18 protein-coding genes and 3 tRNA genes are annotated in these 22,083 nt (G+C 67.2%); 14 read left to right on the forward strand and 7 right to left on the reverse strand.

Features of this window, described 5'->3' with window-relative positions:
• Window positions 1-12: 12 nt before the first annotated feature.
• From BLT71_RS04285 to BLT71_RS04300, 4 genes are all read left to right on the forward strand, one after another.
• On the forward strand, window positions 13-2,886 hold the full coding sequence (locus BLT71_RS04285) for a PEP/pyruvate-binding domain-containing protein (RefSeq protein ID WP_091717886.1): 2,874 nt from the start codon (window positions 13-15) through the stop codon (window positions 2,884-2,886).
• Window positions 2,887-2,990: 104 nt separating this feature from the next.
• Window positions 2,991-4,226, forward strand: a complete 1,236-nt coding sequence (locus BLT71_RS04290) for a LolA family protein (RefSeq protein ID WP_231994443.1) — start codon at window positions 2,991-2,993, stop codon at window positions 4,224-4,226.
• Window positions 4,223-5,254, forward strand: a complete 1,032-nt coding sequence (locus BLT71_RS04295; protein WP_091717888.1) for an ABC transporter ATP-binding protein — start codon at window positions 4,223-4,225, stop codon at window positions 5,252-5,254. The genes BLT71_RS04290 and BLT71_RS04295 overlap by 4 nt, the downstream gene beginning before the upstream one ends.
• 73 nt (window positions 5,255-5,327) lie before the next feature.
• The gene (locus tag BLT71_RS04300) at window positions 5,328-6,125 is read left to right on the forward strand and encodes an ABC transporter permease (protein ID WP_091717890.1); all 798 of its coding nucleotides are present in this window, start codon (window positions 5,328-5,330) and stop codon (window positions 6,123-6,125) included.
• Window positions 6,126-6,150: 25 nt separating this feature from the next.
• Here BLT71_RS04300 and BLT71_RS04305 read toward each other — a convergent pair whose 3' ends face one another.
• The 4 genes from BLT71_RS04305 to BLT71_RS04320 all read right to left on the reverse strand — a co-directional run bounded on the left by BLT71_RS04305 (window position 6,151) and on the right by BLT71_RS04320 (window position 10,265).
• Window positions 6,151-7,668 carry a C40 family peptidase gene (locus tag BLT71_RS04305; RefSeq protein WP_091717892.1) on the reverse strand — a complete coding sequence of 506 codons (1,518 nt, stop codon included), beginning with the start codon at window positions 7,666-7,668 and terminating at the stop codon, window positions 6,151-6,153.
• Between the two features lie 181 nt (window positions 7,669-7,849).
• Window positions 7,850-8,770 carry a cation diffusion facilitator family transporter gene (locus BLT71_RS04310; protein ID WP_091717894.1) on the reverse strand — a complete coding sequence of 307 codons (921 nt, stop codon included), beginning with the start codon at window positions 8,768-8,770 and terminating at the stop codon, window positions 7,850-7,852.
• Window positions 8,771-8,780: 10 nt separating this feature from the next.
• Window positions 8,781-9,209, reverse strand: coding sequence for a metallopeptidase family protein (locus BLT71_RS04315; protein WP_091717896.1), 429 nt, complete (start codon window positions 9,207-9,209; stop codon window positions 8,781-8,783).
• 9 nt (window positions 9,210-9,218) lie between these two features.
• Window positions 9,219-10,265 (reverse strand): DMT family transporter, encoded by a 1,047-nt coding sequence (locus BLT71_RS04320; RefSeq protein WP_091717899.1) that lies wholly within the window; start codon window positions 10,263-10,265, stop codon window positions 9,219-9,221.
• A gap of 126 nt (window positions 10,266-10,391) precedes the next feature.
• Between BLT71_RS04320 and BLT71_RS04325 the strand changes: the two genes are divergently transcribed.
• Entirely contained in the window at window positions 10,392-11,081 is a 690-nt protein-coding gene (locus tag BLT71_RS04325; protein ID WP_091717901.1) for a DsbA family protein, read from the forward strand.
• 45 nt (window positions 11,082-11,126) lie between these two features.
• Here BLT71_RS04325 and BLT71_RS04330 read toward each other — a convergent pair whose 3' ends face one another.
• Window positions 11,127-12,161 carry a PHP domain-containing protein gene (locus BLT71_RS04330; protein ID WP_091717903.1) on the reverse strand — a complete coding sequence of 345 codons (1,035 nt, stop codon included), beginning with the start codon at window positions 12,159-12,161 and terminating at the stop codon, window positions 11,127-11,129.
• A gap of 164 nt (window positions 12,162-12,325) precedes the next feature.
• Here BLT71_RS04330 and BLT71_RS04335 point away from each other — a divergent pair.
• The 3 genes from BLT71_RS04335 (at window position 12,326) to BLT71_RS04345 (ending at window position 12,686) form a co-directional block, all read left to right on the forward strand.
• Window positions 12,326-12,398: transfer RNA gene (locus BLT71_RS04335), tRNA-Glu, on the forward strand.
• Between the two features lie 90 nt (window positions 12,399-12,488).
• A tRNA-Asp gene (locus BLT71_RS04340) sits at window positions 12,489-12,562 on the forward strand.
• A gap of 48 nt (window positions 12,563-12,610) precedes the next feature.
• Window positions 12,611-12,686 (forward strand) — tRNA-Phe (locus tag BLT71_RS04345).
• Between the two features lie 280 nt (window positions 12,687-12,966).
• On the opposite strand, the gene BLT71_RS04350 is transcribed toward BLT71_RS04345, so the two are convergent.
• Window positions 12,967-15,498 (reverse strand): polysaccharide deacetylase family protein, encoded by a 2,532-nt coding sequence (locus BLT71_RS04350; RefSeq protein WP_157693422.1) that lies wholly within the window; start codon window positions 15,496-15,498, stop codon window positions 12,967-12,969.
• Between the two features lie 605 nt (window positions 15,499-16,103).
• On the opposite strand from BLT71_RS04350, the gene BLT71_RS04355 reads away from it, so the two are divergent.
• From BLT71_RS04355 to BLT71_RS04380, 6 genes are all read left to right on the forward strand, one after another.
• Complete coding sequence (locus tag BLT71_RS04355; RefSeq protein WP_091717907.1) at window positions 16,104-17,702, forward strand: glycoside hydrolase family 68 protein; 1,599 nt, start codon at window positions 16,104-16,106, stop codon at window positions 17,700-17,702.
• Between the two features lie 225 nt (window positions 17,703-17,927).
• Entirely contained in the window at window positions 17,928-18,389 is a 462-nt protein-coding gene (locus tag BLT71_RS04360; protein ID WP_091717909.1) for an Asp23/Gls24 family envelope stress response protein, read from the forward strand.
• Entirely contained in the window at window positions 18,386-18,577 is a 192-nt protein-coding gene (locus BLT71_RS04365) for a hypothetical protein (protein WP_056076947.1), read from the forward strand. Before BLT71_RS04360 ends, BLT71_RS04365 begins: the two co-directional genes overlap by 4 nt.
• Window positions 18,574-18,951: a hypothetical protein gene (locus BLT71_RS04370; RefSeq protein WP_091717911.1), complete on the forward strand. Its 378-nt coding sequence runs from the start codon at window positions 18,574-18,576 to the stop codon at window positions 18,949-18,951. The genes BLT71_RS04365 and BLT71_RS04370 overlap by 4 nt, the downstream gene beginning before the upstream one ends.
• Window positions 18,948-19,604: a hypothetical protein gene (locus BLT71_RS04375; protein WP_091717912.1), complete on the forward strand. Its 657-nt coding sequence runs from the start codon at window positions 18,948-18,950 to the stop codon at window positions 19,602-19,604. Before BLT71_RS04370 ends, BLT71_RS04375 begins: the two co-directional genes overlap by 4 nt.
• Entirely contained in the window at window positions 19,601-20,212 is a 612-nt protein-coding gene (locus BLT71_RS04380) for a hypothetical protein (protein WP_091717914.1), read from the forward strand. Before BLT71_RS04375 ends, BLT71_RS04380 begins: the two co-directional genes overlap by 4 nt.
• A 30-nt stretch (window positions 20,213-20,242) precedes the next feature.
• Here the strand turns inward: BLT71_RS04380 and BLT71_RS04385 are convergent, their stop codons facing one another.
• The gene (locus BLT71_RS04385) at window positions 20,243-22,081 is read right to left on the reverse strand and encodes a glycoside hydrolase family 13 protein (protein WP_091717916.1); all 1,839 of its coding nucleotides are present in this window, start codon (window positions 22,079-22,081) and stop codon (window positions 20,243-20,245) included.
• Window positions 22,082-22,083: the final 2 nt, after the last annotated feature.

The raw sequence follows: 22,083 nt of genomic DNA on the forward strand, positions 1-22,083 counted from the left end.
GGAGGCGCCATCATGCAGCATCCGGAATCTTCCCAAAGCGGCGGGCCCGCTGCCGCGTCCGGCGCGGACCTGGTGGTGGACCTGCGCCGCCTCGGCGCCGGAATGCTCGCGCAGGTAGGTGGCAAGGCCGCCAACCTGGGCGAACTGTTGTCCGCCGGGCTTCCTGTGCCGGAGGGATTCTGCCTCACCACGGACGCTTACCGGCTGGTGACCGGGGCTCCGGACGCGGTAAATCCGGACCTGGCAGCCGTCCATGCGGCCCTGCGTACGGCGCAGGGCGGGGCCGGTCAACCGGACAGCGCAGCCCCGGAAACTCCCGCCAACGGCATTCCCGCCCCGGAAACTTCCGCACTGGATAATCCCGCACTTGATATTCCCGCCTTGGCCGCGAAGGCCCGTGCCGCCGTCGTGTCCGCCATGCTGCCGCCGGAGGTGAGCGCCGCCGTCGAACGCGCCTACGGGCAGATGGGGCCGGACGTGCCGGTGGCCGTCCGCTCGTCAGCCACCGCTGAAGACCTGCCTTTTGCCAGTTTCGCCGGGCAGCAGGACACCTACTTGAATGTCGTTGGGGCCGCGGCGGTGCTGGAAGCCGTCCGGAAGTGCTGGGCGTCGCTGTGGACCGACCGGGCAACCACCTATCGGGCAAGCCTGGGCATCGATCCTGCCGAGGTGGCCCTGGCGGTGGTGGTGCAGCGGATGGCGGACGTGGAGACGGCCGGGGTCCTTTTCACCGCCAACCCCATAACGGGCCGCCGGAACGAGGCCGTCATCGATGCCAGCCCGGGCCTGGGGGAAGCCGTGGTGTCCGGCGCAGTCAATCCGGACCACTTTGTGGTGGACCCGGCGGCGGGTCGCGTCCTGGAGCGGCGGCAAGGCGACAAGAAGATCGCCGTCCTCGCCGTGCCCGGCGGCGGCACCCACACTGTGGACGCCACGGACCACGCCGGCTTCTGCCTCACCGACCGGCAAGCCGTGGATCTGGCGCGGCTTGGCCTGAAAGCGGAGCAGCATTTCGGGGCGCCGCAGGACCTCGAGTGGGCCATCAGCCGCGGCGGCGCGCTGTGGCTCACCCAGTCCCGGCCCATCACCACCCTGTACCCCGTCCCCCGCCGCCGGGACGGTGCGCCCGGGACCCGGGCGTACCTTTGCTTCAGCCTCGCCCAGGGCCTGACCCGGCCCATCACTCCGATGGGCCGGGCCGCCATCCGGCAGATCGCTTCGGCCGTGGCACGGACAGCGAAAATTCCCGTCACAGACCCCCGCGAGGGACCGCCGGCGTACGCCGATGCCGGGCAGCGGATCTTCATCGACTTCACTACCCCCATCCGCAGCACCGTAGGCCGGGCAATCCTTCCCCGGGTGTTTGACGTCATGGAAGCCCGCTCCGCGGCGGTGATGCGGCGGCTCTTCGACGACCCCTCGTTCGCCATCACGCTGCGGACGCCACTGCCGCTGCTGCGCCGCGTCCTGCCCGCCGCAGCCCGTGCCGGTGTGCCCGAAGGAGTCCTCCGCGGGATCTTCCGCCCGCAGGCCGCGCTCCGGCGCCTTGACCGGTTCACCCGGGACTTCGAAACCGCCCTCGAACTCGACCTGGGGGCCACGTCGCAAGTAGGGGGCGGGCCCTCAGCCAGGGACCGGTTGGCGCATGCCGAGGGCCTCCTGCAGCGGCGGCTGTTCACCATTGTTCCCGCCATCCTGCCCCTCGCGGCCCTGGGGTTCGGCATGCTGGGAGTGGCGGGCAAGCTGCTCGGCGGAAACCGATGGGATGACCTCCAGGGCGTGCTCCGCGGGCTGCCCAACAACGTCACCACGGACATGGACCTGGAGCTCTGGCGGCTGGCTGCGGCCATCCGGGACGATCCTGGGTCGCGTGCATTCCTGGCAGGGAAGGGCACGGCGGCGCTGGCAGCGGCCCACCGGGCAGGCGGCCTTCCGCCACGGCTGGAGGCAGGGCTCAGCCGGTTCCTCGACAGGTACGGGCACCGCGCCGTTGCCGAGATCGACGTCGGCATGCCCCGCTGGTCCGACAACCCCGCCCACATCCTGGGGGTCCTGGCGAACTACCTCCGGCTGGAGGACCCGGACCTCGCACCCGACGTCCAGTTCAGCTGCGCCGCCGAAGCTGCCGAGGCCCAGGTGGAGCGGCTGGCTGCCGAAGCAGCCACCAAGGGGCGGATCCGGGGAGCCCTGGTCCGCGCCGCCCTGCGCAGGGCCCGGCTATTCGCGGGGCTCCGGGAACTGCCCAAATACCAACTGGTGCTCGGACTGGCAGAGGTACGCCGGCAGCTGCAGCATGTGGGGGCGGACCTCGAAGCGGCAGGCACCCTTGACCAGGCTGAGGACATCTTCTTCCTCGACTTCGCTGAGGTCAGCGAGGCCCTGGACACGGCAACCGGAGCTGGGCCCGCAGGCCCCGGCGCCAGCCAGACGGGGGACAGGCTGCGCGCACTGGTGGCGGAGCGCCGGGCTGACTATGGCAGGGAGCTTGGGCGGCGGCACATCCCCCGGGTGCTGCTCACCGACGGGACCGAGCCGGAGGCGGCACAAACGGCTGCAGCCGGCATCACCGAAGGCACCTTGACCGGCAGCCCGGCCTCCGCCGGGACGGTCACCGGAGTTGCCAGGGTCATCCTGGATCCTGTGGGGGCGCACCTCGAGCCGGGCGAGATCCTGGTGGCGCCGTCCACCGATCCCGGGTGGACCCCGCTGTTCCTCACCGCGGGAGGGCTGGTGATGGAAATGGGGGGCGCCAATTCGCACGGTGCCGTGGTGGCCCGCGAATACGGGATCCCAGCGGTAGTGGGGGTGCCGGACGCCACCGGCAGGATTTCGACCGGGCAGGAAATCACGGTGGACGGCGGCGCTGGAACCATCGTTCCCGCGTAGTCTTCCCGCCCGGTTCCGTCGCAGTACAGCGCCGGTGGCGTCCGTTCCCGGAGCAGGCCCGGATAGCCCGTGTGGCGGGACGCGGACAGGCGTAACCTTGAGCTATGGGCACCGAGACCACGGGATCCGCCACGGGCACCGACTCAACGTTCCAACTGCACGGCAACCGCCGCAGCGGCCGCAACTGGCCGCGATGGTTGCCTGCCCTCGCAGCGCCGGTGGTGATCGCCGCCGCCGCGCTCGCAGGGACCCTGCCTGCAAACGCCGGTGACCCGCTCCCGCAAAAGACGCCCGCAGAGGTGCTGGCCCTGGCGGCCGCGCACCACACCCAGGCCTTTTCCGGAACCATTGAGCAGTCCTCGGACCTTGGGTTGCCCGCCCTGCCCTCCACAGGTGCCTCCTCCGACCCCGCGTCCGCAGGCGGTGCCGCGTCCGTGGTCGAATTCCTTTCCGGACAGCGCACCGCCCGCGTCTACATGGACGGCACCACCAAAGCCCGCATCCAGGTGGTGGACAGGCTTGCCGAGCGCGATATCGTCCGCCGGGACAGCGACGTCTGGTTCTACTCCTCCAAGGACAACTCGGCCGCCCATCTGACCCTGCCGGCCCACGCCGCCGACCTGCCGCTCTCCGCTCCACCGGCACAGGGCGAAGATCCCGCTGCCCCCGCGCAGTCCGGTTCACCGTCGGAATCCATGATGCCGACGCCGGAGGACCTCGCCCGGCAGTTGCTGGAGAAAGTGGACCCCACCACTGCCGTGACAGTGGGAGCCGACGTGGAAGTAGCCGGGCGGGCGGCCTACAACCTGCTGCTTGAACCCCGGTCCGAAGCCACCCTGGTGGGCCAGGTGGCCATCGCCGTGGACGGTGAAACCGGAATGCCCCTCGCTGTCCAGGTCACAGCGCGCGGCGCCGGAACGCCTGCCTTCCGCCTCGGGTTCACCGCCCTGTCCCTGGGCACACCGGGCGATTCCCTCTTCACGTTCTCCCCGCCCCCGGGCAGCACCGTGAAGGAGCTGCAGGTGCCTGACCCCGGGCAGAAGACCTACGGCGGTCACAACTTTGGTGACCATGCCGGCGACGGCATGGGCCCTGGGCATCCGGCCGTCACCGGGCAGGGCTGGGAAACCATCCTGCGGCTTCCTGCCGCGGCAGCGGGCGCACCGGCTGCCAATTCCTTCCTGGCCGATCCGTTGCTGGCCCAGGCCGCCGTCGTCGTTCCCGGCGGGCGGCTGGTGTCCACGGCGCTGCTCAACGTGCTCATCACCGATGACGGCCGCGTTTTCGCGGGCATGGTGCCGCCGGACAGGCTGCAGGCCGCCGCTTCGGCGGCCCCGTGAACCCGGGCCCTCGCGACCCGGAAAGAAGCTACGGGCTGACCATTGAGACGCATGGGCTGACCAAGAAGTTCGGCCGCCAAGTGGCCGTGGACGGTGTGGACCTTGCAGTGCCGCCCGGCTCCGTATTCGGCTTCCTGGGACCCAACGGATCGGGGAAGACCACCACCATCCGCATGTTGCTGGGCCTTGCGTCGGCCTCTGCCGGGACGGTGAACCTCCTGGGCATGGAGATGCCGGGCCGGTTCCACGAGGTGCTGCCACGGGTGGGGGCGCTCGTGGAAGGGCCGGCGTTCTACCCGTTCCTGTCCGGGGCCGCGAACCTGCACCGGCTGGACGCCGCCACGCGGCACACGGTGCCTGCAACGCGCCGGGCGCGGGTGGACCGTGCGCTGGACCAGGTGGGCCTGGCCCACGCCGCCAAAAAAAGGGTGCACGCGTATTCGCTGGGCATGAAGCAGCGCCTGGGTATTGCGAACGCACTGCTCTCGCACCGGGACCTGCTGGTGCTGGACGAGCCCACCAACGGGCTGGACCCGCAGGGCACCCGGGAAGTCCGGCACCTGGTCCGCTCCCTGGCGCACAACGGCACCACCGTCTTCGTCTCCAGCCACCTGCTGGCCGAGGTGGACCAGATGTGCACGCATGCCGCCGTCATGAGCGCCGGGAAGCTGGTGGCCCAGGGTTCCCTCGCCGACCTCCGCCGGTCCGGCGGCGCCAGGATCCGCCTCCTCACTCCGGACGGGGGACCGGCGCGGAACGTGCTGGTTGGCCTCGGGTTGGACTGCAAGGCCGGCGATGCCCAGCCTGGAGGGGAGACCCTGCTGGCTGCCCTGATGCCTGCCTCCGGTGCCTCCTCAGCGCGGATTGACGGGTCCCCGCAGGCCCGGTCCGGGGAAGTCCTTGCGGAGGACATCGTGGCGCAGTTGGTGGCGGCCGGGGTCCGGGTCCGGGGATTCGTCGTCGAACGCGAAAGCCTGGAAGACCGTTTTGTCGCACTGACAGGGGAGGGGTTCGACGTTGCCCAGTAGCATCCCGGCGGACATCCCCGGTTCGGCCCGAACACAGAAAGAGGCCGTGCCGCGCTGGTCCGGGCTCTCATTGATGCAGTCCGAACTGAAGGTCCTGTTTGGTCGCCGGCGCACATGGGCCCTCCTCCTGGCCCTGGCAGCGATTCCCATCCTGATCGCGGTGGCCGTTCGGCTCTCCTCCGGAGTCCCTTCCGGCCGGGGCCCGGCATTCCTGGACCGCATCACGCAAAACGGGCTGTTCGTTGCCTTCACCGCCATGCTGGTCTCCGTGCCATTGTTCCTGCCGCTTACCGTTGGCGTCGTGGCGGGCGACACCATTGCCGGCGAAGCGAACATGGGCACGCTGCGGTACCTGCTGGTGGCTCCCGCCGGGCGCGTGCGGCTGCTGCTGGTCAAGTACGCTGCGGCGCTCGCATTCTGCATGGTGGGGCCCCTGACTGTGGCGCTGGCCGGCGCCGCGATCGGGGCCGCCCTGTTCCCGGTGGGGCCTGTCACCCTGCTGTCCGGTGATGTGATCCAGCCGCCGGAGGCCGCGGTGCGGATGCTGCTGATCGCGGCGTACATGGCGGTGTCCCTGGCCGGGTTGTCGGCCATCGGCCTGTTCCTGTCCACGTTGACGGTGGTTCCGGTAGGGGCCATGGCGGCCACGGTAGTGGTTTCCGTGGTGTCGCAGATAGCGGACCAGTTGCCGCAGCTGGAGTGGCTGCACCCGTGGCTGTTCAGCCACTACTGGCTGGGCTTTGGCGACATGCTCCGGCAGCCGGTCCTCTGGGATTCATTCGGCAGCAACGCGCTGCTGCAGGCCGGCTACATTGCCGTGTTCGGTGCGCTCGCCTACGCCCGGTTCACCACCAAGGACGTCCTCAGCTGACCGGGTGACGCCCCGGCATGGGTGCTTAGTACCTCGCCGCGTAGGGGTGCAGCTGCATCCCGGCCATGGAACTGAGCTGGGTGACGCCGATTCCCTCCTGCGGGTTGAGTGCCTGCACCACCTGGCCGTTCCCCAGGTAGATGGCCACATGGTAGAAATCCGGTCCTGAGCCCCACACCAGGAGGTCGCCGCGGCGGGCCTGCGAGAGGGGCACGTGGACGGGAGCGGCAGCGTACTGCTGGCTGGCGGTCCGGGGCAGGTACTTCCCGGCGGCAGCGAATGCTGTCTGCACGAGCCCCGAGCAATCGAAGCCGGTGGGTCCCGTGCCGCCCCACTGGTAGAAGTACGGCGAACCCACCTTGCTGAGGGCCACGGAGATGGCTGTTTCGAGAGTGGCGCCGCCGGTAGTTGGGGGAGCTGGTGCGGGCGCGGGGGCTGGGGCCGGAGCGGGCGCAGGTGCGGGCGCGGGGGCTGGGGCTGGAGCCGGAGCTGGGGCGGGAACAGGAGCAGCGGGGGCCGGTGCCGCAGGAGCCGGAGCGGGGGCCGGAGCCGCCGGTGCAGGGGCCGGTGCAGGTGCCGGCGCCGGGGCAGCTGGAGCCACAACTGCGGTCGCGGCCGCTGATCCGCCCTGGTTGGCCCCGGTTTCACCAGCCCGGGCTTCACTGCCTTGGGAATTTGCAGTGGCTGCCGCTGCGTTGGCCGCGGCCGTCACGGCAGCCAGGCGCGCTTCCTCGCGCTGCCGTTCGAGCCCGTCCACCCGGGCGGATTCGAGCTCCACCGTCGTGTTGCGCAACTGCGCCAGCTGGTCCACCAGGACGGTCCGCCGGGCACGGGCATCCGCCACGGCCGCGGCCTGGGCGGCGTTGGCCTGCTCGGCGCCGGTTTTCCGTGCTTCGGCGGTCCGGGCCGCTTCATCCGCTGCCTTTGTGGCGTCTCCTGCCGCAGCCGTCAGGGTTTGCGATGCGGTGGCGGCAGCGTCGGCCGCCTCGAAGGCGCGGCTGCGGCCGGCGGACAGCGCCTGAAGCGTTGCGGCCTGCTGCAGGCTTTCGCCGGTGCCGCTGACCAGGGTCCCGAGCGTTGGGTTCAGGCCGCCGTTCCGGTAGAGGTCACCGGCCAGCTGTCCCACCTGCTTGCGGGTCTTGTCCTGCTCCGCTTGCGCTGCTGTTGCGCGGGCAGCGGCCACGGACGCGGCCTCCGACCGCTGCTGCAGCTCCACCAGGGCTTCGCTGTAGGAGTTGTTTGCCTGCATTGCCACAGCAAAAGCCGCCTGCTGGGCGTCCGAGGCGTCCCCAAGGATGCGTTCGATCGCGGCGACCTGGTCTGCTGTTGCCGCTTCGCTGGCCTTCGCAGCAGCAATGTCCTCAGGGGAGGGAAGGGCGGGCGAAGCCGGAGCCGGCGCGGCGGGAAGGTGCGCGCCCGGGGCGGCTGCTGCGGGAAGGCCTATGGATCCCAGAAGTACGACGGCGGCGCACAGCGCTGCCGTTTTCCGGCCGGACGCAGCCCGAAGGCCGGGCAAAAGCGATGTAGGCAGAAACCTCGGCATGGACTGGAACCTCGCAGCAGTTGGGGCTGGGAGTGAGGTCCTGGTGGTGACACGGAGGTACGCCTCGGCTGCTCGCCAGCAGTCCGAGGTTACGTCACCCGTTGCACAGAAGCAACAACTGTCACATCAATAACACTAATCACAACAGTGTCATTACGGCCGCAGGTTTTGTGGCGTGTTGTCAGGCGTGCTGGCGTTCCTCGTGTTCGGAGTGGCTGGCCGGCTCAAGCTGGAAGGTGCAGTGGTCGGTGTCAAAGTGGGAGCCCAGGCAGGTGACAAGCTTGTCCAGCAGCTGGTCGGCGCCCCGGGCATTGAGGACGCCGTCCTCCACCACCACATGGGCCGAAAAGACCGGCACTCCGGAGGTGATGGTCCAGATGTGGATGTCGTGTACGTCAGTGACGCCGTCCACCGAAAGGATGTGTTCGCGGATCATCTGCACTTCCACACCCTTGGGGCTGGCCTCCAGCAGCACGTCCACCACGTCCCGGAGCAGGCTCCAGGCCCGCGGCAGGATCATCAGGGCGATCACGACCGAGGCGATCGTATCCGCCGCCTGGTAGCCGGTGAAAATGATGACCACGGCCGCAATGATCACGGCGAAGGAGCCCAGCAGGTCCCCCAGGACTTCCAGGTAGGCGCCGCGGACGTTGAGACTTTCCTGATGGGCGCCGCGGAGGATCAGCAGCGAGACCAGGTTGGCCACGGCGCCGAGGATGGCGGCGAAGAGCATGATGTCGGTGTGGACTTCAGGCACGGATCCGATCCTGCGGATGGCCTCGGTGAAGATCACCACAGAGATGACAATCAGGATCAGCGCGTTGGCCAGGGCGGCAAGGACTTCGGCGCGCTGATACCCGTAGGTCCGCTGGTCGCTGGCGGGCCTGCCCGCTATCCAGGCGGCCAGGAGGGCGATCGTGACGCCAGCGGCATCGGACAGCATGTGGCCTGCGTCCGCCAGCAGGGCGAGTGATCCGGACAGGAAGGCGCCCGCCACCTGGATCAGCACCACGCTCAGCGTAATCGCCAGGACGGCCACCAGCCGTTTGCGGTGCCGCCCGGTGGCGGTGATTCCGTGCGTGTGGCTGTGGTCGTGTCCCATGCCTACAAGGCTAGCCCCAGCCGAGCTCGTGCAGCCGCTCGTCCGAAATGCCGAAATGGTGCGCGATCTCGTGGACCACCGTCACTGCCACCTCGTGGATGACATCCTCGCGCGAATCACAGATTTCGAGAATGGGTTCTCGGAATATCGTGATCCGGTCGGGCAGTGATCCGGCGTCCCACCAGGAATCCCGTTCAGTCAGGGGCACGCCCTCATACAGGCCCAGCAGCACGGTGTCCGGGTCTTCTCCCGGGTGCGGTTCGTAGTCGTCATCAATGAAGACGGCCACATTGTCCATGGCCCGCGCCAGCTTCGTTGGGATGCTGTCCAGGGCGTCGGAGACGGCGGCCTCGAACTCGTCCGGGGACATGGTGAAACCCCGCGGTTCGTGCGGGCCCTCCGGGATGATGGGGAGACCGGGCGGAAGGCTTGCAGGCATACCTCGACTTTAGTCGCGATTGTCCCCCGGGACGGCGGGATTTTGTGATGAAACACCCCCGGCAGCCCCACTGGCGCCGCCGCGGGCAGCCTCACCGGCACCGCCGCGGCGGGTGCGGGTCCGGCGGCGCGTCAGGCTGACGCCCACCAGGCACACCAGCCCGCCCACCAGGCCCCAGGCCGTGGGGATCTCACCCAGCAGGAGCCACGAAATCAGCACCGTCGTTCCCGGAACCAGGTAGGTGGTGGCCGCCAGCTTTCCGGCGTCCACCAGCGACAACGCATAGGCCCAGGTGGTGAAGGCGATTGCTGTGGGAAAGATCCCCAGGTACACCAGCCCCGCGGTTGCCGCGGGCGGTGCGGCCTGCACCTCGGACACCAGCTGCCCGGCGAAGGGGAGGCAGCATACCGCGCCCACCAGGATGCCGAACCACGTGGCCTGGGCCGCGGGAAACTTCCGCAGCACCGGCTTCTGGATGATGACGCTGACTGCGGCGAGCACCGCGGCAAGGAGGCAGAGGAGCACGCCGGCCATGTCCGTCGTCGCGCTTTCCCCTGGCCGGCCGGGTGCACCGGACCCCAGCGCGATGAGGGCGACGCCGGCGAAGGCGATGGTGCTGCCGATGAGCAACCAGCGCGGAAAGCCTTCCTTGAGGAAGATGCCTGCCATGATGGCCACCAGGATGGGATTGACGTTGATGAGCAAGGCGCTGGTACCTGCGTCGAGGACATGCTCGGCAGCGTTCAGCGCCACGTTGTAACCACCGAACCACATGACCCCGTACGCCAGGATGGGCCACCACTCGCGGCCCCGCGGCACGAGGCGGGTCTTCAGTATTTTCGGCAGCGCCACGGCGGCGAGCACGACGGCGGCAATCGCCAGCCTGCCCAGCGTCAGGGAGCCGGGGGAGAAGTGCGGGCCGATGGCGCGGATACCCACGAACGCCGAAGCCCACAGGACCACGGTGACGGCCATGGCAGCGATGCCCAGTGCCTTGACGGGGGCGGCCGCCGATGACGCCGAAGCGGGACTGCTGACAGGGGTAGTGGAAGGCATGAGCCCAATCTAGTCGCGCAGGCCGGGCCCGGGCTGGCGGAAATCGGCCACGTCTGGCCAACTTCCTGCCAAAGTGGAGCTGGGCGTGGGGCGGGGCCACTCCCTGCCTCGGCTAGGATGCGAAACATGGTCTCAAGCCCTGCCCCACCCCGTGATACCGCACGCCTCGTCAGGACAGTGATCTGGATTGTGCTGGCAGCCGCCGTCATCGGTGGAGTGGCCTGGTACGCCGTGTTCGCCGCTAACAAGGAGCAAAATGCGGCTCCGCCCGCGCCGGGATCGGGGTCCGAACAGCTCGTCCGGGAGAACAGCTACCGCCTCACCGCGCCGGCCGTGGAAAAAGCGCAGTTGGTGGAGTTCCTGGATTTCGAATGCCCCGCGTGCGGGTCCATCCATCCCGTGGTGGAGGAACTCAAAGCCGAGTTTGGCGACAGGATTACCTTCGTGAACAGGCACTTCCCGCTGGCGGCCCACGCCAACTCCGGCCAGGCGGCACTCGCTGCCGAGGCGGCAAGCCAGCAGGGCAAGTACCAGGAAATGGCCAACAGGTTGTTCGACGCCCAGCCGCAGTGGGCCGGCCAGCAACAGTCACAGGCCCCCTTGTTCCGCACGTACGCGGAGGAACTCGGATTGGACCTGGCGCAGTTCGATGCAGCCGTGGCTGACCAGGAAACCGAAGAGCGCGTCCTGGCGGACATTGCCGACGGCGAGGCGTTGGGCGTCCACGGGACGCCCACCTTCTTCCTCAACGGGGAGAAACTGACGCTCACCACCAAAGCCGAATTCCGGCAGAAACTCGCCGACGCCGTCAAATAGCCGCAGCACGCCACCGCCGCCGACGTCAGGGGGACTGGCAGGGCTTTAGGTGGCCGCCCAGTCAAGGAGCCTGTCCACCGGCCAGGTGGTGATGATCCGCTCCAGCGGCACGTCATTGCGTTCGGCCCGCTCGGCCCCGTACTGGAGGAAATCCAGCTGCCCGGGCGCGTGCGCGTCGCTGTCGATGGAGAACAGGCAGCCTGCTTCCACGGCCAGCTTGATCAGATCATCCGGCGGGTCCTGCCGCTCTGGCCGGGAGTTGATCTCGACGGCAACGTTGTTCTCGGCGCAGGCGGCGAATATTTCCTTGGCATCGAATTCGGACTGGGGGCGGGTGCCGCGCGAGCCTTCCACCAGCCGGCCCGTGCAGTGGCCCAGGATGTTGCTGTGCGGCGCCAGGATGCCGCCGAGCATCCGCGCGGTCATGGTTTTACGGTCTGCCCGGAGCTTCGAGTGGACGCTGGCCACCACGATGTCCAGCCGGTCCAACAGTTCCGGGTCCTGGTCCAGCTCACCGGATTCCAGGATGTCCACTTCGATGCCCGTCAGCAGCCGGACCGTGCCGTCGTGCGCACCACCGTCCTTACTGCCGTCGTTGATGGCGGCCACCACGTCGAGCTGCTTCGCCAGGCGTTCGGCGGAAAGGCCGTTGGCGATGGTCAGGTTGGGGGAGTGGTCGGTCAGGGCCAGGTACTCCCGGCCCAGAACCTCCGCGGCGGCAACCATTACTTCAATGGGGGAGCCGCCGTCGGACCATTCGCTGTGGCTGTGCAGGTCGCCGCGCAAGGCTTTTCGGACGGCGGCTCCGCCGACGGCCAGTGGCTGCGCGCCTTTCTCGCGGAGGTCAGCGAGGTAGTCCGGGACGGATCCGTCCACCGCCTGCTGGATCACCTGGAAAGTCCTGTCACCTATGCTCTTCATTGACTTCAGCCGGCCGTTCCGCGCCCGCGCGGCCACTTCGTCCGGTGGCAGGGCGCTGATGGCGGCGGCGGCCTTGCGGAACGCCTGGACTTTGAAGGTGGCAGCGCGTCCGCGCTCCAGCCAGAAGGCGATCTCGTTGAGCGCTGCGACGGCATCCATCAGTCCATCTTCGCCCGTTCTTCCTGTTCAGGCACGGGTTTTTGGCCGATTTTGGATAATCGCAGAGTAAGCCCTATAGTTGTTGAGTCCAGTTCGGAGAAACGCAAAGGACAAAGACGGAAAGCCTCGCTTTACGCCTTTTATTTTGTTCCGAACGGGTTCTGGCCCCCATCGTCTAGCGGCCTAGGACACCGCCCTTTCACGGCGGCGGCACGGGTTCGAATCCCGTTGGGGGTACGCAAGGAACTGGTCAAACAGACAAAAAATGTCTGGTAGGCTGGAAGCCTTGAAAAAAGCAGTAGAGATACTGTGAAGCAAGAAAATCAAGGCCCTGTAGCGCAGTTGGTTAGCGCGCCGCCCTGTCACGGCGGAGGTCGCGGGTTCAAGTCCCGTCAGGGTCGCTCTGGTTGTCGGAAGAGATTTCGGCGGTCATGGTGACATGTCACCTAGGCTCTGTAGCTCAGTTGGTAGAGCGTTCGACTGAAAATCGAAAGGTCACCGGATCGACGCCGGTCGGAGCCACCACTGGGAAGCATCAGTTCTGCGGAACTGGTGCTTTTCTTCTTTAACCACACTTTTCAACCGCACTTTTGGAACTGGACTTCTGGAGGCCCGGAAGTCGGTCCTGGCCTTGTTCGCACATCAGAGCCTTCAACGGCCGGACCAGCGAACAAGTCCCTGACCTGTCGCTGCCGGAGCGGGCAATGCCCCTCCACATGACTGCTCCCCGGCAGTTGAACCTGGAGATCAGGTCTTCTGCCGGGGAGCGGTTCACATGCTCAGCGTGGCTGGCTTCCTGCGTCTGTCAGAGGAAATATCCCGAGACGTCGGCGATCAGATGCGTTGTGCCGGTTGAGCTGTTGGTGAGGTTGACCTTGCCGTCCGCTCCCAGGGGAACAGTGACGCTGTTCGGGACAATCTGCCCGGCGGCGTAGTTCACGTTGGAGGCATTCGGCAGGGACGCGCCGGACGGGTAGGCCGTGACGAAGCCGTTCCTGGTCGGATTGGCTACGGTCAGGTTGAAGATGGTCGCCGAGGCCGTTGCCGGAACCCCGCCGACGCTTCCAACCTGGACGGAGATAGTCCCGTTGGCACCCACCGGGTTTCCGCTCCTGGTGTCGAGGAAGCGGTTAGGCGTAATCGCCTGGAACATGCCGGGCAGGCTCACGATGCCCGCCAGGTAGTACCCGGATACGTCTGCGATCAGGTGGGCGGTGCCGGCAGAGTCGTTGTACAGCGAGACCTTGCCGTCGGCACCCACCGGAACCGTGACCCTGTTCGGGACAATCTGTCCCCTGTCGTAGTTCAGGTTCGACGCCGTGGGGACGCTGGTGCCCGAGGCAAACGCCGTGACGACGCCGTTGGACGTCGAGTTGGCGACCGTCAGGTTGAAGGTCACTGCCGAAACGCCTGCCGGAATACCGCTGTTTCCGCCAACCTGGAAGGAAACGGTTCCCTTCGGAGCCACGGGCGTGCCCGTATTCCGCGTGTCAAGGAACCGTGCCGGCGCCACTGCCTTGAACGACCCGTTCGCCACTGCCGTTCCGGCTGCGTAGTAGCCGGAAACGTCGGCAATCAGGTTGGCCGTGCCAGCCGACTCGCTGTAGAGCGTGACCTTGCCGTCGGCACCCACCGGAACCGTGACACTGTTCGGGACTGTTTGCCCGGTGTCATAGTTCAGGTTCGAAGCATTGGGCCGCGTGGTGCCTGACGCGTACGCCGTGACGAATCCGTTGGAGGTGGGGTTGGTGACGGTCAGGTTGAAGGTCACCGCTGCAACGCTTGCCGGGATCCCGCTGGCTCCGCCCACCTGGAACGAAACCGTCCCCCTGGGCGCGACGGGACCGCCACTCGTCCTTGTATCCAGCAGACGCACCGGCGTCATGGGCTGGAAGGCGCCCGGGTCAAGAACCGCCTTTGTCAGGCTGTAGTCGTCCGTCACCAGGGTTCCCGTGCTGACCAGTGTCAAGGACATGCTCATGGCAGTAGCACCGGCAGGAACGGGTGGCGATGTGTACGACACCTGGGTGAAGCTCGCGGACGAAGCAAAGAACGGGCTCGATGTCCAGTACTGCCAGTTGCCCGTACCCAGCCTGTAGTACAGCTCGAACTGGGTCTGGGCCGTCGAGTTGTACCACCCGGACATCGTGTATCTCTGTCCCGGCGTCACCGTCGGCGTGCACTGGCCCGTGTCCAGCGGCGGCAGGATCTTGGCATTCCCGCTCTGGTAGGACGACATGACCAGCTGCTGGGCCGCTGTCCCCGTATGCGCAGCAGCTACTGTGCTGTACGTGTACGTGTTGATCCCGTATCCACCCGGTACCCAGCACGCAGGGGCATCTCCGGCAATGGGGCCCGCCGTTTCAAACCCCGGGTTACGGATGAGGTTTCCCGAGGTGAGGGGTGCCGGCGGCTGTGGTCCGGCGCCGTTGGTCTTCACCGCTCCGCCAATCACCTGGTCAACGGTCTTGACGATCACCCGGCCGGCGCTCTGCTCAGCGGCCAGGAAGTCGATGAGGGCCCGGAAGTTCTCGGTGGTCACGGAAAGAGGTTCAGTGGCCACTCCGATGTGGTGGAACGTGTACTGGATCCAGCCGCCACCCGGCTCGGCCTTGAGGGTCAGGTCTTTGAGGTTCTGGAGTGTCCAGGTGCTGTCGGCCTGGTCCGGCGCCTTGGTGAGGAACGGATCCGCCGGAGGCATGGTCTCCGCCAGCGGGAATGTTTCGCTTCCCGCGATGTGGCTGGCGATGTCACCCAGGCCACGCGCGCTGTTGTACCCGCAGGTGTTGGCAATGTTTTCGATGGCAGGAGTCGATGAGGCATACGGATACGCAAAGCTCGTCACCCGGAAACCAAGGCCCGTCAGGCTGGTGCGGTCGTTGCAGATCTGCCGGGTCACTTCGCCGGTATCTGCAAAGGCCAGGTCGGCGTGGGTGACGCTGTGCCCGCCGATCTCGTTTCCGGCTGTCTGTAGGGCGAGGGCCTGGGCTGTGTTCATGTGCGAAGAATCCGAATTCAAGTAGCCCGATGGCACATAGAACGTACCCTTCAAACCCTTGGAGTTCATGTAGTCCGCCGCCGCTACCTGGTTCAGGTGTGCATCGTCGAACGTCAGGGACACCGTGACGAGTTCCGCAGCGTTGGCCGCAGGTGCCAGGGCCACCGTGCTGATGAAGGTCGACAGGACGAGCAGCGTTGTTCCCGCCGCGGTGGCAGCGGCCCGGCCGGTCTTGAATTTTTCGCGGAGCTGGCGGCCCGCAAACGTGGGAATGCTCCATCGGCTCCTGGCCGGTGGAGGGGCTTTTTGCAGGGGCTGGCCTTTCGGGGCGCGCTGCATTGATCGTTCCATGCGATTAACTCGATTCAGAACAGCGGCTTGCCGGCCCACCCCCTACCCGGAATGGCCCGATCGAAACCGGAACGGGCGTTTGCTGTCTGCCATCCCAGCCTCTGGCTGGCCGACTGCTCCCAAAATATATTCGCTGGGTTAATGCGGCATGAGTGCCCGCTACCTGTCTTTGCCGCCGAACCACTCTATTGACCCTCGTCCTGCCCGGCCCGTCGGGGCAGCCGTTTCCGCTGTGACAGGGGAACCGCAAAATGGATTTGTCAGACATCTGAAACATTTGACTGTGAAAAATCGTTGTGGCACGCGCGCGCCTTGAATTGCGTAAGCGCTTGCACAAATGAGTCGAACTAGGTTTTCGAGTGCCGACACACGTTTTGTCATGTGCTCCAGGCCCTGCCTAGCGTTGACACCGGCCCGGACATCGCCACGATGTCGCCGGGGCCCGCTTCGGGACTCCACCCAAGTCCCGGCCCCCGTTACAAAGGCGTCCCTGACGACGCCTGCCGTGTCGCCGGGGGATCCGCCGGAGTGCGGGGAACCAGGGCATCCGCCCGTCTTCCACGAACAGTTTGAACTCCGCGAGAAGAGCAAAAATGCACAAGCACCCCCAATCACCCCGGAAGCTGCGGTGGCGGACCGCCGCCGCAGCCCTGGCGGCGTCCGTTGCGGCCTCGGCCTTCTTGGCCGTCCCCTCGGCACAGGCCAACGAACCCGCTGACCCGCCGGCCGCCCAGCAGCTCCCGTCGCCCACGCCCGGCTTCGCCCTCCCCACCAAGCACACCCAGCAGGCTGTTGACCCGGCGTCGGACTTCACTTCAAAGTGGACCCGTGCGGACGCCAAGCAGATCATGGCGCAGAGCAACCCCTCCGTTGCACCGGGCCAGAACTCCATGAGCCCCGACGTCACCATGCCGGAAATCCCTGAAGATTTCCCCGCCATGAACGACGACGTCTGGGTCTGGGACACCTGGTCCCTGACGGATGAAAACGCCAACCAGATCAGCTACAAGGGCTACGACGTCATCTTCTCCCTGGTTGCCGACCGCCACGCCGGCTATGGCTTCGACCAGCGCCACTGGAATGCCCGCATCGGATACTTCTTCCGCAAGACCAACGCCGATCCGGCCAAAGACAAGTGGAACTACGGCGGACACCTGTTCCTGGACAACACGTCCATCGGCAACACCGAATGGTCCGGCTCCACGCGCCTCATGCAGGGCAACCAGGTCAACGTCTTCTACACCGCCACCACGTTCCACGATGTGGCAGAGCGCAACGCCGGTGGCGGCGGAATCGCTCCCGACGCCGCAATCGCCAAGGCACTGGGCAAGATCCATGCCGACAAGAACGGCGTGACGTTCGACGGCTTCCAGCACACCAAGCTGCTGGAACCGGACGGCAAGCTGTACCAGAACAAGGCCCAGAACCCGGGCTTCGCCTTCCGCGACCCGTACACCTTCGCTGACCCGGCGCACCCGGGTAAGACCTACATGGTTTTTGAGGGCAACACCGCCGGAAACCGCGGCGACTACCAGTGCAAGGGCGAGGACCTGGGCTACCAGCCGGGCGATCCGCACGCTGAAAGCCTGACCGATGTCCAGAACACCGGTTCGCACTACCAGACCGCCAACGTGGGCCTGGCCGTCGCCGACAACAAGGACCTCACCAAGTGGTCCTTCCTGCCGCCGATCCTGTCCGCCAACTGCGTCAACGACCAGACTGAGCGCCCGCAGATCTTCATCCAGAACGAGAACGGCAAGAACAAGTACTACCTGTACACAATCAGCCACCAGTTCACGTATGCGGACGGCATGCGCGGTCCCGACGGCGTCTACGGCTTCGTGGGCGACGGCATCCGCTCCGACTATCAGCCGGTCAACAACAGCGGCCTGGCGCTCGGCTCACCCACCGACCTCAACCTTCCGGCCAATAACCCGAGTGGAAGTATCTCGGGCCAGCAGAATGGCCGGCAGTTCCAGGCATACTCGCACTACGTCCAGCCCAACGGCCTGGTGCAGTCGTTCATCGACAACGTCAACGGCGTCCGCGGCGGATCCCTGTCCCCGACCGTCAAGATCAACTTCAAGAACGGCGTGACCCAGGTGGACCGCAGCTTCGGCCAGAACGGCCTGGGCCCGTTCGGCTACCTGCCTACCAATAAGCGAATTGGCGGCGAAGGCCTCTACAAGTAACAAGACCGCGGCACCTGCCGCTTCCGCCGCCTGCTCCAGGCGGCACCGCTCAGGCGGGGATGTCCTTGGGGGCCTCCCCGCCTGGGCCTTTTAACTGTCCCGCTCGACGGTTGTCACGCCCCGCACCTACATCACCGCGATTCCACTGCACCTGTCGCGGAGCGATTTCAGCACATCACCGCAGGCTGGGGATAGGGTTGGAAACAAAAGAAGGGGGAGTGCCTGATGGAATACCAGAACCCACAACCCACACCGGGTGTCCACCGCGGGGCCGTGCCGGTTCCCGCTGCGGTGCCGGGGCCGGGCCGCACCGTCATTTCCGAAACCGCCGTGGCCAAGGTTGCCGGTATCGCCGCCAGGGCGGTCCCCGGTGTCTATTCCCTTGGTTCGGGCCCGTCCCGGGCGCTGGGTGCCATCCGGGATGCCGTGGGCAGTACCGACCATGCCACGGGGGTCAGGGCGGAAGTCGGCGAAACGCAGGTGGCTGTCGACATCAGCCTGGTTGCCAGTTACGGCACGCCCCTGCATTCCTTGGCCAACCAGGTCCGCGCCGCGGTCTACCGGGCCGTGGAGGAACTCGTAGGGCTTCAGGTCATCGAGGTGAACGTGGAGGTCACCGACGTCTACGTGCCGCCGCCCGTCAAGCCGGCAGTCTCCGGCTCTCCGGAAAGGGAGGCATTGCTGTGAATCTCACTGTGGCAGGCATCGCGATGGGTGCCTTTGTTGCTTTCATGTCCCTGCAGTTCGGCCTCTGGGGCTTCCTCGTCTCTTTGCTCTTCATGGCCATCGGAGCGCTCCTGGGCCGTGCCGCCGAAGGAAAGCTGGACCTGCGCGGCGTCCTTGACGCCATCACGGGCCGGCGTTCATCGTCATGAGCGCGCCGGCGCCGGCTGTGCCGGGGCAGGTGCTCAACGGCCATAACCGGATCAGCACGCAGGCGCTGACCAGCCTCGCCAAGGCGTCGGCGGCCCGCGAGTTCGGCGTTGACGCCCAGGACGTCCGTGCCGACTGGGCGGACGACGACGGGCTGCTGGCTTTGTCGCTTGTCACGCCTATCAGGGTCCCCCCGCTGCAGGCGGCGATGGATCCGGGGCGGATTGACTTGGTGGGCGGTTCCATCTGGCAGCGTACGGTGCAGGCCAAGGCCCGCATCCTGGCCACGGTGACCGAGCTCAGCGGAGCCAGCCTGAGCCGGGTGGACATCAGGATCAGCGGGGCAAGGATCAGCGAAGGAGGTCGGGTGCAGTGAGCAGCAGCGTGGAGACACGGGGCAGCGACGCCCGCGGCGGCAGGGGCGGACGCCACAATGGCCGGAGCCCGGACATGGCCCGGATCGTGCGCCGGGAAACACGTTCGACGCGTGCCGGCGTCGCCATCGTTGCCGCTGTAGTGGTCATGGCGCTGGCCGGGTACGGGCTGCTGGAGGCTGCGGTGCACGCCATTGGCCAGCCGCCCTGGCTGATCGAACCCCAAGTCGCCGCAGAGCGGCTGACGGTGCTTCCCGCAGGGATTTCACCCCTCCTGCTGGGTGCCATCGGCGCCGTGCTTGCCATGGTGGGACTGGTCTTTTTCCTCAACGGTGTGGCTCCGGGACGCCGCGCCAGGCACACGCTCGCCGGCGGTTGGCTCGAATCCGGTCGTCCCGCCGTCGTCATTGACGACGAAGTGATCGCTTCGTCGCTGGCCCGCCGGGCTCGGCTGGCCGCAAACGTTACGCCGGAGCAGGTAATGGTGGTGGTCTCGCAGCGCCAGGTCATGGTGAACGTCCGGCCCACGTCGGGCGTGCCCGTCGATGGAGACTCGGTCCTGGCCGCCGTCCGGGAGGAAGTGGAGCAGATGGCGCTCGATCCAGCACCGGAAGTCCGTATTAACGTGGCACCGTCCGGGGTGGTGGGAGCATGAACAGCACACCAACCGCCCTGAACCGGATCCTCCTGACACTGCTCGGCCTGAAACTGCTGGCGGTTGGCCTCCTGCTGGTCCTGCTGGCCACCGTTCCCGCCGTCGCAGCGTGGTGGCATTCCTGGTCCGCGGCAGCCTGGAGCACCGCCAACGATGCCTTCAACGCCACCCGGTTCCCCGGGCGGACGGAAAGCTGGCTCTGGATGGTGGTGGCATTGGTCCTGCTGGTCCTGATCGGACTGATGGTTGCCTGGGTGGCCCAGCAGGGTAAGGGCCGGTCGAACCTCCTGGCATCCGAATATGATCCCGGGGAAGTCCCCGGCGATGTCCGGATCGGCGCGGGAGTGGCCGAACAGGCGCTCAAGCAGGCGCTCGCCGGCCGCCCGGACCTCGCCTCGTCCAGCGTGACCACCTACGACGTCAAAGGCACCCCGACGCTGAGGATCCGGCTGCTGCCCCGACAGGGGGTGGCGCCGCATCTTCTGGCCGCCGAAGTCGCCGGTCTGGTTGATGCCCTTGACGCTGTGGTGGGAAGGAAGACTCCCGTCCTCATCCATATCGGCGCCGGGGCCCGGACCCGCTTCGGCAGGGCCGAGCGGGTCCGCTGACGCACTGTTCCCGGGTTGGCTTAACTGGGCCTAGCCCTGCCGGTCCTGGGCATTCCCCGGTTGAAGTGTGGTTGTCTTCTGCAGGTACACGGTGCAGTCCACCGGAATTTCCTGCATGTCCGCCCACTCTGCCCGCGGCTCCGGCCCGCTGGACACCGCCACGGCATAGCCGCCAGGCACCGGGGCGCTGGCGAATCCCATGTTCGCAACCACCAGCACGTCCCCGTTGGTGAAGGCCAGCACGCCGCTCTCCGGTGAATGGGCTTCTGCCCATTCGACGCTCCCCGCCCCCAGTTTCTCCGCCGCCCGGAAAGCCAGGGCGGCGCGGTACAGCTCCAGCGTGGACCCTTCCATACCGTCCTGCAGGTCCGCTGCATGCGGACCGAAGCTGTCCGGCTGCGGCAGCCAGGGTTCCGCGGCGTTCTCAGCAGGGTCCGAGAACCCGAAGCCCGGAGCCCCTGCGGTCCATGGCAACGGAACCCGGCAGCCGTCCCGGCCGATTTCCGCGCCCCTGGTGCGGAAGAACGTGGGATCCTGCCGTGCCCCGGCGGGAAGCATGGTGTGCTCCGGCAGGCCCAGTTCTTCGCCCTGGTACAGGTAGGCCGAGCCGGGAAGTGCCAGCGACACCAGCGTGGCGGCCCGGGCCCGCGCCAGCCCCAACGAGGCGTCCGGCTGTTCGTCGTCCGGGCCGATGCCTTTGGGAAAGGATGTGGGATCGGGCAGGCCAAAGCGGGTGGTGTGCCGGACGGTGTCATGGTTGCTGAGCACCCAGGTGCACGGTGCGCCTACGGTGGCCGCGGCGGCCAGCGAGGTATCGATGGCCGCCGCCATCCGCTCCGCATCCCACCCGGCCAGCAGGAAGTCGAAGTTGAACGCCTGCTGCATCTCGTCCTGGCGGACGTAGCGGGCCAGCCGTTCCGCCGGTTCAACCCAGGCTTCGGCCACGAGCATGCGGTCGGGACCGTACGCGGACAGCACCTTGTGCCAGTCGCGGTAGATCGCGTGGACACCTTCCTGGTCGAAGAAGGGCGACGGCGGATACACCGGTGATACCGCACGGTGCGGTTCTTCGGCGTCGGTGTGGGCACCGGGGGCATCGCCCGGGAGCAGGGGATCCCGGTGCGGGGCAGTGCCCTCCACCATGGCAGCCACGCCGTCCCAGTCCGGCAGGCCGGCCTCCTTGACAAGTCCGTGGGCAACGTCCACCCGGAAGCCGTCCACGCCCCGGTCCAGCCAGAACCGCAGGACTGACCGCATCTCTTCCTGGACCTCTGCATTGTCCCAGTTCAGGTCCGGCTGCTTGGTGTCGAAGAGGTGGAGGTACCACTCTCCGTCCTGGCCGCCGGCGTCGGTGACCCGGGTCCAGGCCGGGCCGCCGAAGATTGACTTCCAGTTGTTGGGTGGCCTGTTGCCGTCCCCGGACCCCGGCTCAGAGTCCTTGCCCGGCCGGAAGATGTACCTGTCCCTCTCGGCGGACCCCGGCGGCGCCGCCAGCGCTTCCCGGAACCACAGGTGCTCATCCGAGGTGTGGTTGGGAACCAGGTCAACGATGACCTTCAGTCCCCGCCCGTGAGCATCCTGCAACATGCTGTCGAAGTCGGCCAGGGATCCGAACAGGGGGTCCACCTGGCGGTAGTCGGCCACGTCGTAGCCGCCGTCAGCCTGGGGTGACTTATAAAAAGGGGAGAGCCAGACGGCGTCTACTCCCAACCGCTCCAGGTATGGCAGGCGGGCGGTCACGCCGCGGAGATCACCCATTCCGTCGCCGTCAGCGTCGGCGAAGGAGCGGGGATAGACCTGGTAGACCACAGCGTCGGCCCACCATTCGCGGCTGTTGCTGGGGGCACCTGGAACGGACGGGTTGGACATTT

The organism is Pseudarthrobacter equi, assembly GCF_900105535.1.
In the GTDB taxonomy this organism is placed as follows: Bacteria; Actinomycetota; Actinomycetes; order Actinomycetales; family Micrococcaceae; genus Arthrobacter; species Arthrobacter equi.